Genomic DNA, 14,706 nt, shown 5'->3' with positions numbered 1-14,706 from the left:
CGGGCCCGCGCGCCGGCGTGCAAAACCGCCGTGCCCGGCCCTCCCGACTCCAGCACCCTACAACCGCCCACCGGCACCGCCGGGCAACGGCGAACGACTTCGGTCCAGGTCAGCCGAACATGGCTTTGAGCCGCGCGGCCTGCTCGATCCCTTCCGCCACACTCTGCTCCTCCAGGGTGCGTGCCTGCGCCCCCTGGAGGAGTCGCTTGGTCGCGGCGGCCGCGTCACGGTTGGTGGCGAGCAGCTCCGCGCTCTTGTCTGTTACGGCTTGTTCCAGGTCGCCCCGAGCGACCACTCGCTCCGCGAGGCCGATCCGCATGGCCTCGTCGGCGTGCACGATCCTGGCCGTCAGGCAGATGTCGATCGCCTTGGCCAGACCCACCAGCTCCACCAGGGGCTTGGTCCCCGTCAGATCGGGCACCAGGCCCAGCGCGGGCTCCTTCATGCAGAAGGCGACATCATCGGCCACGATGCGCAGGTCACAGGCGAGCGCGAGCTGGAACCCCGCGCCGATCGCGTGCCCGTGCACAGCGGCCATGGAGACGATCTCCGGGCGGCGCAGCCACAGGAACCCCGCCTGTGCCTGCCTGATGCTTTGTCCGAAGGTTTTTTCGTCGCTCGCGGCCGCCGAGCCGAACGAGCCCTGTCCAGGCACCCCCTCAGGTGTGAACATCCGCAGGTCGATCCCTGCCGAGAAGGACGGTCCCTCACCTTTCACGACGACGACGCGCACCTGCTCCGGCAGGCTTTCGCCGATGCGAGCCAATGCCGACCATGTCGCGAACGTCTGCGCGTTCCGCTTTTCCGGCCGGTTCAGCGTGATCGTCGCTATCTCACCGTCCACCTCGAAGAGAAGTCCGATCTCCGCCAGTCTTTCGGCAGAGACGTCCTCCGTGAACCCCCCACGCTGCCGCGCCTGCGCTTCCGCCATCGCCCGCTCCCTCCAGTCCCGGCCGCGCACGGATGCGCCACCGGGACGCTGACCGTCGCGCCCGAGCATACAGAATATGATTCTGGCTCGGGCGCGACGGCGGCTGACTAGGGACGGGCGGCTGCGGTCGCACGTTCCGAGGCGGCCGTCAGCGCTTGGACTTGCCTCGGGTCGCCCCGCCGCGTCCGCGCAGAGTCACTCCGGACTCGCTGAGAATGCGGTGGATGAACCCGTAAGACCGACCGGTCGAAGCGGCCAGGGCGCGGATGCTTTCGCCCGCGGCGTAGCGCTTCTTGAGATCGCCGGCCAGTTTTTCCCGGTCGGCCCCGGTGACCCGGGTGCCCTTCTTCAGTGTCTCGGCCACGAGTACCTCCTGTAGTGCCGGACTTCCGCAGCGTTACTCCGCCATGATCAGTCATTTCAGCGGGATCGGCTACCTACTCCACGGGAAAAGATCCGTACCCACTCAAATTAAGATCAGGCAAGTGCCACAAGATCGGAAAATTCGTCGCTCCATGCGTCTTCAGTTCCGTCCGGTAGCAAGATCACCCTATCCGGTGACAGGGCGTCAACGGCACCCTCGTCATGTGTGACTAGGACGATTGCTCCTGAATACGACCTCAGAGCGTTGAGAACCTGCTCGCGGCTGACCGGATCGAGGTTGTTCGTGGGCTCGTCGAGGAGCAGCACGTTGGCGCTGGAGAGCACCAGGATCGCCAGTGCCAGCCGGGTCTTCTCGCCGCCGGACAGGACCCCGGCGGGCTTGTCGACGTCGTCGCCGGTGAAGAGGAAAGATCCGAGCACCTTGCGGAGTTCGGTGTCGGTGAACTCGCCGCCGGCCGAGCGCATGTTCTCCAGCAGGGTGCGCCCGGAGTCGAGGGTCTCGTGCTCCTGGGCGTAATAACCGACCTTGAGGCCGTGACCGGGCCTGATCTCGCCGGTGTCGGGCTGCTCGACGCCGCCGAGGATGCGCAGCAGCGTGGTCTTGCCCGCGCCGTTGAGGCCGAGGATGACGACCCGGTGACCTCGGTCGATGGCCACGTCGACGTCCGTGAAGACCTCCAGCGACCCATAGGACTTCGACAAGCCCCCGGCCATCAGCGGGGTGCGCCCGCACGGCTGCGGGTCGGGGAAGCGCAGCCGCGCCACCTTGTCGCTCTGGCGCTCCTCCTCGGTGCCCGACAGCAGCCGGTGCGCGCGGCGCATCATGTCCTGGGCCGCCTTGGCCTTGGTGGCCTTGGCGCGCATCTTGTCGGCCTGCGCCATCAGCGCGCCCGCCTGCTTCTCGGCGTTGGCGCGCTCGCGCTTGCGGCGCTTCTCGTCGGTCTCGCGCTGCTCCAGGTAGACCTTCCAGCCGACGTTGTAGTGATCGATCGCCGACCGGTTGGCGTCGAGGTGCAGGACCTTGTTGACCGTGGCTTCAAGAAGCCCGACGTCGTGGCTGATGATCACCAAGCCACCTTGATGAGATCGCAAAAAATCACGAAGCCACCCGATTGAGTCCGCATCTAGGTGGTTTGTCGGCTCATCGAGAAGGAGAGTTTCCGCTCCGCTGAAAAGAATTCGTGCCAATTCCACGCGGCGTCGCTGACCGCCGGAAAGCGTTTGCAAGGGCTGTCCGAGCACGCGGTCGGGCAGGCCGAGACTGGAGGCGATGGAGGCCGCCTCGGACTCGGCCGCATAGCCGCCGAGCACATGCATCTGATCTTCGAGCCTGCCGTACTTCCTGACGGCCTTCTCACGGGTGCGCTCGTCGGCGGAGGACATGCCGATCTCGGCCTCGCGCAGCTTGCGCAGGACCTCGTCCAGGCCCCTGGCGGACAGGATGCGGTCGCGCGCCAGCACCTGCAGGTCGCCGACGCGCGGGTCCTGGGGCAGGTAGCCGACGGCGCCGGTCGTCGTGACGGTGCCGGCGGCGGGCAGACCCTCGCCGGCCAGCACCTTCGTCAACGTCGTCTTGCCGGCGCCGTTGCGGCCGACCAGCCCGATCTTGTCGCCGGGGTTGACCCGGAACGAGGCCTTCTCGATGAGCAGGCGCGCGCCCGCGCGCAGCTCTATATCATTAGCGATGATCATGTGACCGGAACACTCCCGAGCTAGGAAACAAGGTTTGGGCGTGCGACGCCGGTCAATCGGGAGTATGCATACACATCAGTGTAGGGCCCGCACCGCGAGCCCCACCTCTGGTTAACGGTCCGCCAGATGCTCCCCGATCAGCGCCAGGTTGCAGATGGCGGCCAGGCCGTACTGCGCGGCGTCGTTGGTCGAGACGAAGGGCGCCTCCCGCACGGGAGAGAGCACGTTCGGCCCGTCGACCAGGGTGAGCTCCCAGTTCCGCCGCCGCTGCAGGGGGTTGCTGTTGAGCTGGTCGCCCTCGTCGACGAAGAACTTCCGCCACGCCCACCCGGCCAGCTCGGCGTCCCCGTCGCGCGCGGCCGCGTACGCGGTGAGCCTGCTGTGCGCCTGGATCAGCGAGATCCCGGCCAGCGGCCGCCCCACCTCGGCCTCCTGCCGCTCCGGCGTGGCCAGGTAGAGCCGGCAGTAGCGCAACCACGCCGCCTCGAACCCGGGCACGCCCAGGTCGAGCGCGATGAGCTCCGCGCACACCTCCGGCAGCCCGAACAACGACGACAGGTGCGAGACGGAGATCGTGTCCCGGGTGGCGCCGAAGCGTCCCGTCGCCAGGTCCAGCCGGCCCTCGCCGGTGAGGAAGCCCTGGGCCATGGCCCCGATGTCGGCCATCGTGCCGAGCAGCCGGTCTCTGGCCCGCTCGTCCCCGTGCCGCTCCCAGCGGGTCAGCCACGCCGCCGCCAGCGCGCCCCAGTCGGTGCCGAGCCCGACCGACAGCGCCGACAGGTCAGGCGTGTAGACGTCCTCGCGCACCTTGCGCGCGGGGTCGAGGACGGTGAACGTCTCCTCGGGCGCGCTGAGCTCGTCCATCAGGTCGCCGGTGCGCTCGTCGGCGGTGAGGTAGTAGTAGAAGCGCCGGTAGGCGGCGTTGGAGATGCGCACCTGCTTGCAGCTGCAACCCCAGTGCTGCACGTTGTGCCGGCTGCCCAGTCCCTTCCACCTGCCGAGGTGGTAGACGTCGACCTCGCCGGTGTGGCGGGTCATGGCCTCGGCGAAGCGGAAGACATCGGACCTTCCGGTGCGCAGATACTGCAGCCACAACCACAGATCGGGCGAGAGCTCGGAGTTGTCCCACGCGTAGCCGCCGACGTCGTAGCGCCAGGTGTGCCGGTCGGCGTCGTAGGTGTGCATGACGTCGCCGTAGTCCCAGAAGCCGTACCACCTGCGCTGCTCCCGCTCGCGCTCGTACAGGTCGAACAGGAAGTCCAGCCGGTCCTCGATCGCCGCGTGCGCGGGCGTGGAGCGGTCGGGCGGCTCCCAGACGCCGAACACGCCCGCCTCGCGCATCCGCTCGGGCGAGACGGTGAGCAGGGCGGGCTCGTTCATCGCGGCGGCGCAGGCGGCCAGGGCCGGCGCGGCGGGGGTGGCCGCGCAGGCCCGCAGGGTCAGCTCGTGCGTGCGCGCCACGCCGTGGGCGTCGCCGAAGCCGGGCTCGTAGTCCTCATAGGTCACCTCCAGCCCCTCCAGTTGCGCGGCGAAGGTGTCCTGGCCCATGCCGTCGTGGTAGAAGCGCAGGTCCATGGCGGGCGCGGAGGGCGACCAGAGCCAGACGGTGGCGGTGGCCAGGTCGGTGGCCGCGTTCCTGACGTCGAGGCGGGTGGGGTGCAGGCGCCAGAAGTCGCGCAGCCCGAAGGCCAGGCCGCCGCCGGCGCCGCCGACGTAGCCGTACCCGGACGAGCGGGTGCCGGCCGGGATCGTCACCCAGGCGTGGCCGGCGGCGGTGCGCTTGCGCAGCGTGAAGCCGTCGGCCGAGCTCTGGTCGAGGGTGTAGTCGTTCCACGCGGGGATGAGGTGCAGGCGGCCGGCGACCTCGGGGGCGATCGCGCCGCACGGCCTGCCCTCGGTCTGCGCCCGCCGTACGGACTCGCCCGGGTCGAGGCGCAGGCCGGTCAGGCCGCGCACGGCCTCGGTGAGGAAGCCGCCCGCCCCGGCCAGCCGCACGTGCCTGTCGTGGAGCTCGTCGCGCATCGGCACGTCGGCCCGCAGGCCGAGGCCCGCCAGGAAGTCCCGACCGGGATCGCCGTCATAGACGAAGGTGTGCGTGATCCGCACGTCCTCGGCGCCCGCGTAGAAGTACAGGCGCACGGTGAACGGCAGCCAATCGCCGTGGCGGCCCTCCAGCCGGACCACGGCGCGCAGGGGGCCGTCCTGCTCGACCGTGACGCGTTCGACCACGCCGGTGGCCTGCTCGCGGGCCGCCGGGCCGCCCTCGTCGGGGGTGGGCTCGCGCTGGCGGAGGCTGACCAGGCGGACGTCCCTGGCGATCTCGCGGCTCCCGCGCGCGATCGAGCGGGCCAGCGTGCCGCCCGACTCCTCGATCGTCCACCGCACCACGCCCGTGCCGACGGTCAGCACACCGCCCTCGCGGGCGACGGTGACGGGCGCAGTGGGCACAGCGGGCGCAGTGCCCGCGCGTACCGGCTCGAGGCGGTACGCCGGCGTCGGCGGGCGCGCGCCGATCGCGTGGGCCGTCCACTTGACCGAGCCGTCGGGCCAGGTGGCCGTCACCCAGCTCTGCACGGGCACCTCCCGCCCGCCGGCGTCGGCCAGCCCGAACGGCGTGTCCTTCGCGACCGTGCCGCGCGGCCACGGCACTCCCCAGGTCACCCCCTGCTCCCCGGGCCGATCCAGCCAGCGAAGTTCGGTCATCGGCTCTCCTTCGGCCGCCAGGGCGTCGATCGCGGCCGCCTCGCCGGAGCCCGGCGGCCCGGCGGCATGGTGCGGGTCACTCCTTGACGCCCCCGATCAGCACGCCCTTGGCGAAGTGTTTCTGCAGGAACGGGTAGAAGAACAGGATCGGCAGCGTGGCGATCACCACGACCGCGAACTTCAGTCCCTGCTGGGGGAAGAACACCGCCGAGTCGAGCGCGCCGATCGCGTTGGCGGCGTCGGGGCTGGTGAGCTGCCGGACCAGCACCTGCAGGGTCCATTTGTTGTTGTCGTTGATGTAGAGCAGCGGGGACATGTAGTCGTTCCAGATGCCCACCGCGTAGAACAGGGAGAACGTCGCGATGATCGGCTTGGACAGCGGCAGGACGATCTTGAAGAAGACGCCCATCTCGTTGCAGCCGTCGATGCGCGCCGCCTCTTCCAGGGCCTGCGGCAGCTCCTGGAAGAAGGACTTCACGATGATCAGATAGAACGGGTTGATCGCCAGCGGGAGGATCAGCGCCCAGTAGCTGTCGAGCATGCCCAGGTCGCGCACCACCAGGTAGGTCGGCACGATGCCGCCGCCGAAGACGAGCGTGAAGATCACGAGGTTCAGCACCAGGGTGCGGCCCGGCAGGTACCGCTTGGCCAGCGGATAGGCCATGGTGAACGTCAGCAGGACCTGGAGCACCGTGCCCACGGCGGTGATGACGATCGTGGTGACCAGCGACCGCAGCAGCGTGTCGTTGGCGAAGATGTACTCGTAGGTGCTGGTGACGAACTTCTCCGGCCACAGGAAGAAGGGCCGCGCGGAGATCTCGCCCTCCGAGGCGAACGACCCCGCGAGCACGTAGAACAGCGGCAGCACGGTGATCAGCGCCAGGGCACCGAGCAGGACGACGTTCAGCGTGTCGAACACCCGGCTGCCCGCCGAGCTGTAGTGCTTGATCGGCGCGCCCTCGGGCGCGCCGGCGGAGGTGGTGACGGACATGAGGGCGCTCCCTAGAACAGTCCGCGCTGGCCCAGGCGCTTGGCCAGCCAGTTGGAGCCGAAGATCAGGACGACACCGGCCACGCCCTTGAACAGGCCGACCGCGGTGGCGTAGCTGTACCCGCCCTGGGTGACGCCGACGTAGTAGACGAAGGTGTCGAACACGTCCGCGACCGAGCGGTTCAGCGAGTTGGTGAGCAGCCAGATCTGTTCGAAGCTCTGGTCGAGGAGGTTCCCGGAGGTCAGGATCGCCATGACCACGATGGTGGGGCGGATGGCGGGCAGCGTGACGTGCCAGAACTGCCGCCAGCGCCCGGCGCCGTCCATGCGGGCCGCCTCGTACAGATTCGGGTCCACACCGGCCAGCGCGGCCAGGTAGATGATCGTGCCCCAGCCGGACGTCTTCCACAGCAGCTGCATGATGACGAGCGGCCTGAACCACCCCGGCTGTGCCATGTAGTCGGCCTTGGCGCCGCCGGTCAGCCCGTGGATCCAGCTCGCGACCACCCCGAAGTCCACCGAGAACAGCAGGTACGTCAGGGAGAAGACGATCGTCCAGGACAGGAAGTGCGGGATGTAGATCAGCGACTGCACGTACCGCTTGTACATGCTGACCCGCAGCTCGTTCAGCATCAGCGCGACGATGATCGGAGCCGGGAAGACGAACAGCGCCGTCAGCAGCGCGAGGAACAGCGTGTTGAAGAGCAGCCGGCCGAAGTCGGGGCCGGTGAACAACTCCTCGAAGTGCTTCAGGCCGACCCAGGCGCTGTCGGCGTAGCCGAGGAACGGCACGAAGTCCTGGAAGGCGATGGTCAGGCCGTACATCGGCAGGTACTTGAAGAGCGCGAAGTAGGCCAGGCCCGGGATGAGCATCAGGTAGAGCCAGCGGTAGCGCAGCAGCGCCGTGCGCACCGGCACCCTGGCCCCGCCACCCCGCTTCACCTTGGGTGCCGTCTTCGTGGCAGGCGGCGCCAGGTCGGTGGCCACAGCGGCCTCCTTTCACAGACAGAGGGCCCGGGCGGGTCCCGGGCCCCTGGACGGATCGGCTCAGCCGCCTACCTTGGCGATCCCGGCCTGCAGCTCGGTGAGGATCTGGGTGCCGCCGGCGTCGTGCCAGCGCTGGAACTCGGCCTTGAGCTGCTCCTCGGTGATCTCGCCCGCCAGGAACTTGATGCGGGCGTCGGTGGGCAGCGGGTTGAGCGTGGCGCCCTTCTCCACCGCGGTGGTCGAGATCACCGGCAGGGAGGGGTCGTGCACCGCCGTCTGCAGGTCGAGCTCCATCAGCTCGTCGCGCTCCTTGATCCATTCCTTCTCGGCCTGGCTGGGGCGCATCCACTCGTAGGCGTCGCCCGCGACCCCGACGCTGGAGGTCGTGCCGAGCTGGATGAAGGCCTTCTCCACGTCGTTGGCGATGACCTTCATCGCCTGGTCCTGGTCGTTGAGCTTGACCGCGAAGCCGTCCTCGACCTTGAAGTTGCGCCCCTCGATCCCGTTGTTGAGCAGGATGGAGCCCTCCTTGGCGGCCAGCTTGTCCAGCACCTTCAGCACGTCGTCGAGCTGCTGCTCGGTGCGCACGCGCTGCTTGGAGACGGCGACGATGCCGTTGTAGCCGGTGAAGGGGTAGGAGAACTTCTTCCCGTCAGGCCGGGCGAGGTTGCCCGCCATCGCCACCTTCTTGTCGTACGTCGCGGCGTCCAGCTCCTTGAACCCGTCGTAGAGCTGGCCGGCACGGACGTTGACGTCGATGATGATGCCGCCCTTGCCCTGGATGAACGGGTCGTTCCACTTGGCGGTGTCCAGGGTGGCCCAGTCGGCGTTCACCAGGCCCTCGTCGATGAACTTCTTGATGTACTTCTGGGCCTCCCAGAACTCGGGCACCTCGAACTCGGGCACGAGCTTCCCGTCGCGCGTCCCGTAGTTGTTCGGGGTGCCGAACCAGACGTCGATGACGTTGTAGGGGCTGGAGGCGGAGAAGGAGGTGCCGGGCCACTTCGGCAGGATCATGCCGTAGGTGTCCTTCTTCCCGTTGCCGTCCGGGTCCTTCTCGGTGAACGCCTTGGCGATGGCGTAGAGGTCGTCGGTCGTCTTCGGCATCTCCAGGTTCAGCTTCTCCAGCCAGTCCTTGCGGATGACGACCGCGGACCGCAGCAGCGGGCGCACCCGGTAGATGCCATAGTTCCTGCCGTCGGTCTTGGAGTTGAGCCAGGCCTGCTCCGACTTGGGCTTCAGGTTCGGGTACTTGTCCAGCTTGTCGGTGAGGTCCCAGAACGCACCGGCCTTCGCGGCCTTGACGAACGACGGGCCCTTGTTGTCCTGGATGACCACGACGTCGGGCAGCGAACTGGACGCGAGCGTGACGTTGGTCTTCTCGTTGTAGTCGGCGTTCGGCACCCACGTGATGGCGAGCTTCTTGCCGGCCTGCTTCTCGACCGCCTGCTGGATCTCGCCCTTGGGGTCGGGTGCGGTGCCGAACAGCGGGACCATCATGGTCAGCGTGTTGTCGTCCGCCTCCGCGCCCTCGCCTCCGCCAGAGCAGGCCGTGGCGGCCATAGCAGCCGTTAGCGTTAACACCCCGGCGATGAGCCGCCGGCGACGGGATGCGCTCATGAGTTCCCTTTCGAATGCAGGCGCGCCTCGTTCTCCTGGAAGAAGCGCAGGCAGAGCCACGTGTTGAGGTAGATCCACGCGCCGAAGCCGATCACCGCGGCGAGGATGGGCGCCGCCGAGGTCGCGAAGGCGATGGCGGACAGGGCTAGCAGCAACAGCACGGACGAGGCCGGACGCAGCAGCGCCAGCTGTGCGGCCTTGGGCCAGTAGGCCCGCAGCGGCAGGTCGTAATGTACGTAGAGCGGGCCGACCTGGGCCCCGACGGCCGCGAGCGCGATGAGCGCCACGAAGGTCGCGACGCGCAGCGCTTCCGTGCCCGGTCCGAGAGCGGCGAGGTACAGGTAGTTGCCGATCAGCACGGTGGCGAGGGCCGCCGCCGGCAGGACCAGCAACGAGGCTCGGACGAACTCCCGTCGGTAGACGGTCCAGAATTCGGTCCAGCCCTGAAACGTTTCATTTCGGACATGCCGACGGGCCAGGGTGTAGGCGGCCACGGTGGCGGGCCCGAGCCCCAGGACCACGCCGCCCGCGAGGGTGAACACGATCCACATCAGATTCAGCCGGACCGCCCAGATGAGCTCTGAACAGGCAGCTTGGAACCTGAACGACAGGGCGGGATGGTTCATCCGGCACCACCTTCTCGTGGCCTGTGCACGGATACGGGGGTGAGTGTTGCCCCGTGGTTCCTGCTCAGTTACAAGCGAATGAACGGCGGGTTGGTGCGAAATTAGTGTTGAATCGACTCAAAGTCAATGACGCAATACCTGGAGATTTCGCACATCCCGCTGGGCGATGCCGTCCGATGGAAGCCGATCTTGCCTCCTGCCAGCGCCGGACCCCGATCGGGCCGTCATCCGTCCAGCGGAACGAGACCGAATCGTTGACCGGCGCCATCGCGGCGCGCCAGGGCACGGCGTCAACGCGCAGCGCCGTCGCACGACGCCGTCGGACAGCGCCATGGGACAGCGCCGCCGCACAGCGGTGCTCGGCTCGCGGGTCCTGTCCCGTCAGTCGCGGCGCAGGGCGGTGGACGCGCGGATCACCAGGTCGGGCTGGAAGATGACCTGCCGGTGCCGATGCTCGCCGGGCTCGGCGACCTCCTCCAGCAGCAGGTCGATGGCCGTGCGGCCGAGCAGGTCGCGCGGCTGCCGGATGGACGACAACGGCACCGCCGCCGCGGCCGCGAAGTCGATGTCGTCGTAGCCGATGATGGCCAGATCCTCGGGCACGCGCAGCCCGTGCGTGGCCATCGCCTGCAGGAGGCCCAGCGCCATCATGTCGTTGGCGCAGAAGGCGGCCGTGGGCCGCTCCCCGGGGGGCAGAGCCGCCACGCGTTCGCCGATGGCCCGGCCTTCGGCGACGGTGAGCGTGGGCGCGCTGGAGGTGAGCAGCTCGACGGCGCCCCCGGCCGCGGCGACGGCGCCGGTGACGCCCGCGTGCCGGTCGGCCACCTGCCTGATGGACGGCGGCCCGCCGGCGAACAGGATCCGCCGATGCCCCCGCTCGATCAGATGGGCCCCGGCGATCTGCCCGCCCAGCCGGTCGTCGACCGCGACCGAGCACTGCAGCCCGGTGGCGGGACTGTCGACCAGCACCACGGGCGTGCCCCGGGCGGCCAGGTCCTCCAGCCAGGCGCTCTCCATCCCGACGGGGGTGATCAGGATGCCCATCACCCGCTGCTGTTCGAGCTGGTCGAGGTGGCGGCGCTCGCGGCCGGGGTCGCCGGCGCTGTTGCAGAGCACCACCATCGTGTCGTGGTCGTCGGCCACCGACTCGGCGCCCTGGGCCACGTCCACGAAGAACGGGTTGGCCACGTCGAGCACGACGAGCCCGACCGTACGGCTGCGCCCGACCCGCAGGTGGCGGGCCACCTCATTGCGGACGAAGCCCAGTTTCTTGATCGCCTCGAAGACGCGTTCGCGGGTGGCGGGGGACACGATCTCCGGGCGGTTGAGCACATTGCTCACCGTGCCCACAGAGACGCGCGCAAGCTGCGCGACCTCCTTGATGTTCCTGGTCGCCATCGATCCTCACGAGGCCGTGCTGCTGGACATGCAATGATCGCCGTCTCGGCGGCCGCTGCGCGCGACCCACCGGACGTGCGCGAACCGCTGCTCGCGGCGGACCGCTGGGCGCGGCCGTACCGTGAACTCGCTCATCATAGCGGCATTCAAGATTCTTTTGAATCGTCTCAATACCGCAAAACCGGCACGGCGGTCAGGACGGGTCGATGACGCGGACGCGGACCGCCCGGAAGGACGCGGGCGTGTCCCGCAACACGGCCAGCCTCGGATCGGGCACCACCAGGAACGGCTCCGTCTCCAGCGCCAGCAGCGGCTCCAGCCGCCGATCGGCCCGCAGCCCGTCCATCGCCCGCCGATCCCCGCCGAGCACCACCCCGTCCAGCTCCCCCAGGTACGGCGACAACACCCGCACCGCCGTCTCCACCGCGACGTCGAAGGCCTGTCCCGCCTGGTTCTGCCGCCGCCTGGCGAAGCGCTGCTGCGACCACCCGCCGGCCGCCGTGCGCCCCTGCACCAGCCGCGACCCCACCTTCGATGCCACCAGCGAGGAGCCCTCGAAGACGCCGGCCGCGTAGCCGCCGAGCCGCACCAGGAACACCCCCACCCGCCGGGCGGCCCGCGCATGGGCGACCAGCCGGGCGACGTGCGGCGGCCCGGGAGGCATGGGCGGGAAGGGCACGTGCAGCTCGGCCACGGCCCCGTCATCGGCCAGCAGCCGGACGACCTCGTCGGCACGGGCGGCCGTGAAGGGCCCGTGGCGATCGGCGAAACCGTCGATCCACGGATGCAGGCGCTCCGGCGGCACCATGACCCACCGGCCGCCGCCCTTCGCCGGGCGCGCAGTCATGTCCGGAAGGCTAGCCGAAAACGCCGGGCGGGCCGCTCGCCGCACCGGCCGGCGGCGCGGACAGGCCAACTCCACACGACAAGCACGTCCTTAAACCGAAATATCGGTTAATTTTGACTCCTGGGGCTTATGTGACACCAGACGACCGCCGGATCATCGATGATGTGCCGTCCTCCCTGCTCAGCAGCCCCATGGTGGATCTAGACACCGGGGCCGTCATCGCGCACCCGGCCGTGGTGGACAACACCGGCACGCTCAGGGCCACCCCCCTGCCCATGATGCTGGAGCTGCCCATCCACCTGGTCCTGGCCGGCACGGGCGCGCTGGCCCCGCTGCACGAGTCGCTCAGAAGAGCACGACGGCACCCGCGCGAGGCGATCCTGCTGCTCACCGGATCGTGCCAGGACCAGGACCGGCCCCTGCTGCGGGTCGGACTGAACAGCCTGCGCACGATCGGCTACCTGATCGGCTTCAGCGACGTGGGCGCCGCCGGCGCGGCCCTGGACGTGGTCGCGGACGCCTCCCCGTACCTGCTGGCCCTCGACCCCGACCTGGTCGCGCGCATCCCGGGCGACCACCGCGCCGTCGCGGTGGCGCGCTCGGTGGTGGCGCTGGCGCGCGGCCTGGGCGCGCACGTCCTGGCTCCGGGCGTCGAACGCGAGCCGCAGGTGGCGGTGGCCCGCGGCCTCGGTGTCCGCCTGGCGCACGGCCCGCTGCTCGCCCCGGGACCCGACGGCAAGATCCGCGTGCCGCTCCCCCTGGCCGACGAGTCCCCCACCGCGGCGCTGCTCGGCCCCCGCGTGCAGGAGCTGCTGATCCCCGCGGTGACGCTGCCGGCGGAGGCGACGACGGCGGAGGAGGCGGTGGCGACGTTCGGGCACGAGCCGACGATCACCAGCGTGATCCTCGTGGACGAGTACCAGCGGCCCAAGGGCAGCCTGGACCGCAGCCGCTTCCTGCTGTCGTTCGCGGCCCGCTACGGCCACGCCCTGCACGGCGCCAAACCCGCGCATCGCCTGGCCGACCCGCCGCGCACGGTGCCCAGGACGACCCCGGTCATCGCGGCCATGCAGGCGGCCGGCCGGGACGCGGCCCGGGTCTACGACGACCTGGTGGTGACCGACGAGATGAACCGCTGCCTCGGCATCGTCCGCGTCTCCGACCTCATCAGGCAGGTGAGCACGATCAGGACCTGATAACGACTCACGCCCGGCCCTGGGCGGCGGCACGGCGGCGGGATAGGAAGAAGGCATGCCGCTGAACAGGCGGGCCCTGCTCGGCGCCGGGATGCTGGCCGGGGCCGCCGCGTGCACCGACGCCCGCCCCACACCGGCACCCACCGGCTTCGACCCCCGCGACTGGGGGTCGGTGCGCGCCCAGTTCGCGCTGGATCCGGCCTACGCGCAGTTCGCGGCGTTCGTCCTGGCGCCTTCCCCCGCGCCGGTCCGCCAGGCGATCAGAACGCACCGCGACGCCCTGGACGCCGACCCCGAGTACGCTCCCGAGGGCGGTGACCAGGCGGCCCGCGAGGCCGCCGCCCGCTACCTGGGCGCCGAGCCGGCCGGGATCGTGCTGACCGACAGCACCACGATGGGCCTGGGCCTGCTCTACTCCGGCGTCCGGCTGCGCCCCGGGCAGGACGTGCTGACGACCGAGCACGACTTCCTGGCCACCCACGAGGGCCTGCGTCTGCTGGCCGAGCGGACGGGGGCGAGGGTGCGCAGGGTCAGGCTGTACGACGACCCGGCGCGGGCCGCCGCCGACCGCATGGTGACGGCCGTCAAGGAGGGGCTCGGCCCGCGGACGAGGGTGGTCGCGATCACCTGGGTGCATTCGAGCACCGGCGTCCGCGTGCCCGTCCGCGCCGTCGCCGACATGCTGGCCGAGGCGAACAAGGGCCGCGACGAGCACGACCGGGCGCTGCTGTGCGTGGACGGGGTGCACGGGTTCGGGGCGCTGGCCGACGGGGTGGCGGACCTGCGCTGCGACTTCCTGGCCAGCGGCACGCACAAGTGGCTGTTCGGGCCGCGCGGCACCGGCGTCGTGTGGGGCCGCGCCTGGGACACGATCGCGCCGACCCTGCCCAGCTTCAGTCAGGCCGCGTTCGACGCCTGGCAGAGCGGCGGGCAGCCGGGCGCCGGCACGGCCGAGCTGGTCACACCGGGTGGTTTCAAGGCGTTCGAGCACCGGTGGGCGATGCCGCAGGCGTTCGGCTTCATGACGGCGATCGGCAAGGACCGGGTGCGGCGGCGTACGGAGGAGCTGGCCACCCGGCTCAAGGCGGGCCTGCGGGAGCTCGCGCACGTCACGCCGGTCACCCCGCGGGCGCCGGAGTTGTCGGCCGGGCTGGTGTGCTGCTCGATCCGGGGCATGGAGCCGTTCGAGGCCGTGCGCCGGCTGCGCGAGCACAAGGTGATCGCGAGCGTGACCCCCTACAGTCCTTCGCTGCTGCGGTTCGGCACGAGCATCGTGACGACTCCCGAGCAGGTGGACCAGGCGATCAAGGCGGTGGCGGGGCTGGCCTGAGC

At 69.9% G+C, this 14,706-nt stretch carries 12 protein-coding genes; 2 read left to right on the top strand and 10 right to left on the bottom strand.

Features of this window, described 5'->3' with window-relative positions:
- Positions 1 to 109 precede the first annotated feature (109 nt).
- From ACWD0F_RS12005 to ACWD0F_RS11960, 10 genes are all read right to left on the bottom strand, one after another.
- Positions 110 to 931, bottom strand: coding sequence for an enoyl-CoA hydratase/isomerase family protein (locus ACWD0F_RS12005; protein ID WP_449874475.1), 822 nt, complete (start codon positions 929 to 931; stop codon positions 110 to 112).
- 148 nt (positions 932 to 1,079) lie between these two features.
- Positions 1,080 to 1,295 carry a helix-turn-helix domain-containing protein gene (locus ACWD0F_RS12000; RefSeq protein ID WP_020547488.1) on the bottom strand — a complete coding sequence of 72 codons (216 nt, stop codon included), beginning with the start codon at positions 1,293 to 1,295 and terminating at the stop codon, positions 1,080 to 1,082.
- Between the two features lie 113 nt (positions 1,296 to 1,408).
- A complete protein-coding gene (locus tag ACWD0F_RS11995) occupies positions 1,409 to 3,007 on the bottom strand; it encodes an ABC-F family ATP-binding cassette domain-containing protein (RefSeq protein WP_449874473.1) in 1,599 nt (532 codons plus the stop codon).
- A gap of 111 nt (positions 3,008 to 3,118) precedes the next feature.
- On the bottom strand, positions 3,119 to 5,710 hold the full coding sequence (locus tag ACWD0F_RS11990) for an exo-rhamnogalacturonan lyase family protein (RefSeq protein ID WP_449874471.1): 2,592 nt from the start codon (positions 5,708 to 5,710) through the stop codon (positions 3,119 to 3,121).
- Positions 5,711 to 5,786: 76 nt separating this feature from the next.
- Positions 5,787 to 6,701 carry a carbohydrate ABC transporter permease gene (locus ACWD0F_RS11985; RefSeq protein WP_449874469.1) on the bottom strand — a complete coding sequence of 305 codons (915 nt, stop codon included), beginning with the start codon at positions 6,699 to 6,701 and terminating at the stop codon, positions 5,787 to 5,789.
- An 11-nt stretch (positions 6,702 to 6,712) separates the two neighbouring features.
- Positions 6,713 to 7,687, bottom strand: a complete 975-nt coding sequence (locus tag ACWD0F_RS11980) for an ABC transporter permease (RefSeq protein WP_449874467.1) — start codon at positions 7,685 to 7,687, stop codon at positions 6,713 to 6,715.
- Between the two features lie 60 nt (positions 7,688 to 7,747).
- A complete protein-coding gene (locus ACWD0F_RS11975) occupies positions 7,748 to 9,250 on the bottom strand; it encodes an extracellular solute-binding protein (protein WP_449874465.1) in 1,503 nt (500 codons plus the stop codon).
- A gap of 53 nt (positions 9,251 to 9,303) precedes the next feature.
- A complete protein-coding gene (locus ACWD0F_RS11970; protein WP_449874463.1) occupies positions 9,304 to 9,933 on the bottom strand; it encodes a YesL family protein in 630 nt (209 codons plus the stop codon).
- A 381-nt stretch (positions 9,934 to 10,314) separates the two neighbouring features.
- Positions 10,315 to 11,331 (bottom strand): LacI family DNA-binding transcriptional regulator, encoded by a 1,017-nt coding sequence (locus tag ACWD0F_RS11965; RefSeq protein WP_449874461.1) that lies wholly within the window; start codon positions 11,329 to 11,331, stop codon positions 10,315 to 10,317.
- A gap of 193 nt (positions 11,332 to 11,524) precedes the next feature.
- Positions 11,525 to 12,178 carry an acVLRF1 family peptidyl-tRNA hydrolase gene (locus tag ACWD0F_RS11960; protein WP_449874459.1) on the bottom strand — a complete coding sequence of 218 codons (654 nt, stop codon included), beginning with the start codon at positions 12,176 to 12,178 and terminating at the stop codon, positions 11,525 to 11,527.
- 131 nt (positions 12,179 to 12,309) lie between these two features.
- On the opposite strand from ACWD0F_RS11960, the gene ACWD0F_RS11955 reads away from it, so the two are divergent.
- Both ACWD0F_RS11955 and ACWD0F_RS11950 read left to right on the top strand, forming a co-directional pair.
- On the top strand, positions 12,310 to 13,374 hold the full coding sequence (locus ACWD0F_RS11955) for an EAL domain-containing protein (protein WP_449874457.1): 1,065 nt from the start codon (positions 12,310 to 12,312) through the stop codon (positions 13,372 to 13,374).
- A gap of 55 nt (positions 13,375 to 13,429) precedes the next feature.
- Positions 13,430 to 14,704, top strand: a complete 1,275-nt coding sequence (locus tag ACWD0F_RS11950; protein WP_449874455.1) for an aminotransferase class V-fold PLP-dependent enzyme — start codon at positions 13,430 to 13,432, stop codon at positions 14,702 to 14,704.
- The last annotated feature ends 2 nt before the right edge of the window (positions 14,705 to 14,706 follow it).

The sequence above is a fragment of the Nonomuraea sp. NPDC002799 genome (assembly GCF_053592075.1).
The sequence above is the reverse complement of the archived record's forward strand: the minus strand, read 5'-3'. Positions and strand labels throughout refer to the sequence as shown.

Coding starts and splice junctions, on each gene's coding strand:
- ACWD0F_RS12005 (WP_449874475.1), bottom strand. CDS start 931: ATGGCGGAAGCGCAGGCGCGGCAGCGTGGGGGGTTCACGGAGGACGTC.
- ACWD0F_RS11995 (WP_449874473.1), bottom strand. CDS start 3,007: ATGATCATCGCTAATGATATAGAGCTGCGCGCGGGCGCGCGCCTGCTC.
- ACWD0F_RS11990 (WP_449874471.1), bottom strand. CDS start 5,710: ATGACCGAACTTCGCTGGCTGGATCGGCCCGGGGAGCAGGGGGTGACC.
- ACWD0F_RS11985 (WP_449874469.1), bottom strand. CDS start 6,701: ATGTCCGTCACCACCTCCGCCGGCGCGCCCGAGGGCGCGCCGATCAAG.
- ACWD0F_RS11975 (WP_449874465.1), bottom strand. CDS start 9,250: ATGGCCGCCACGGCCTGCTCTGGCGGAGGCGAGGGCGCGGAGGCGGAC.
- ACWD0F_RS11970 (WP_449874463.1), bottom strand. CDS start 9,933: ATGAACCATCCCGCCCTGTCGTTCAGGTTCCAAGCTGCCTGTTCAGAG.
- ACWD0F_RS11965 (WP_449874461.1), bottom strand. CDS start 11,331: ATGGCGACCAGGAACATCAAGGAGGTCGCGCAGCTTGCGCGCGTCTCT.
- ACWD0F_RS11960 (WP_449874459.1), bottom strand. CDS start 12,178: ATGACTGCGCGCCCGGCGAAGGGCGGCGGCCGGTGGGTCATGGTGCCG.
- ACWD0F_RS11950 (WP_449874455.1), top strand. CDS start 13,430: ATGCCGCTGAACAGGCGGGCCCTGCTCGGCGCCGGGATGCTGGCCGGG.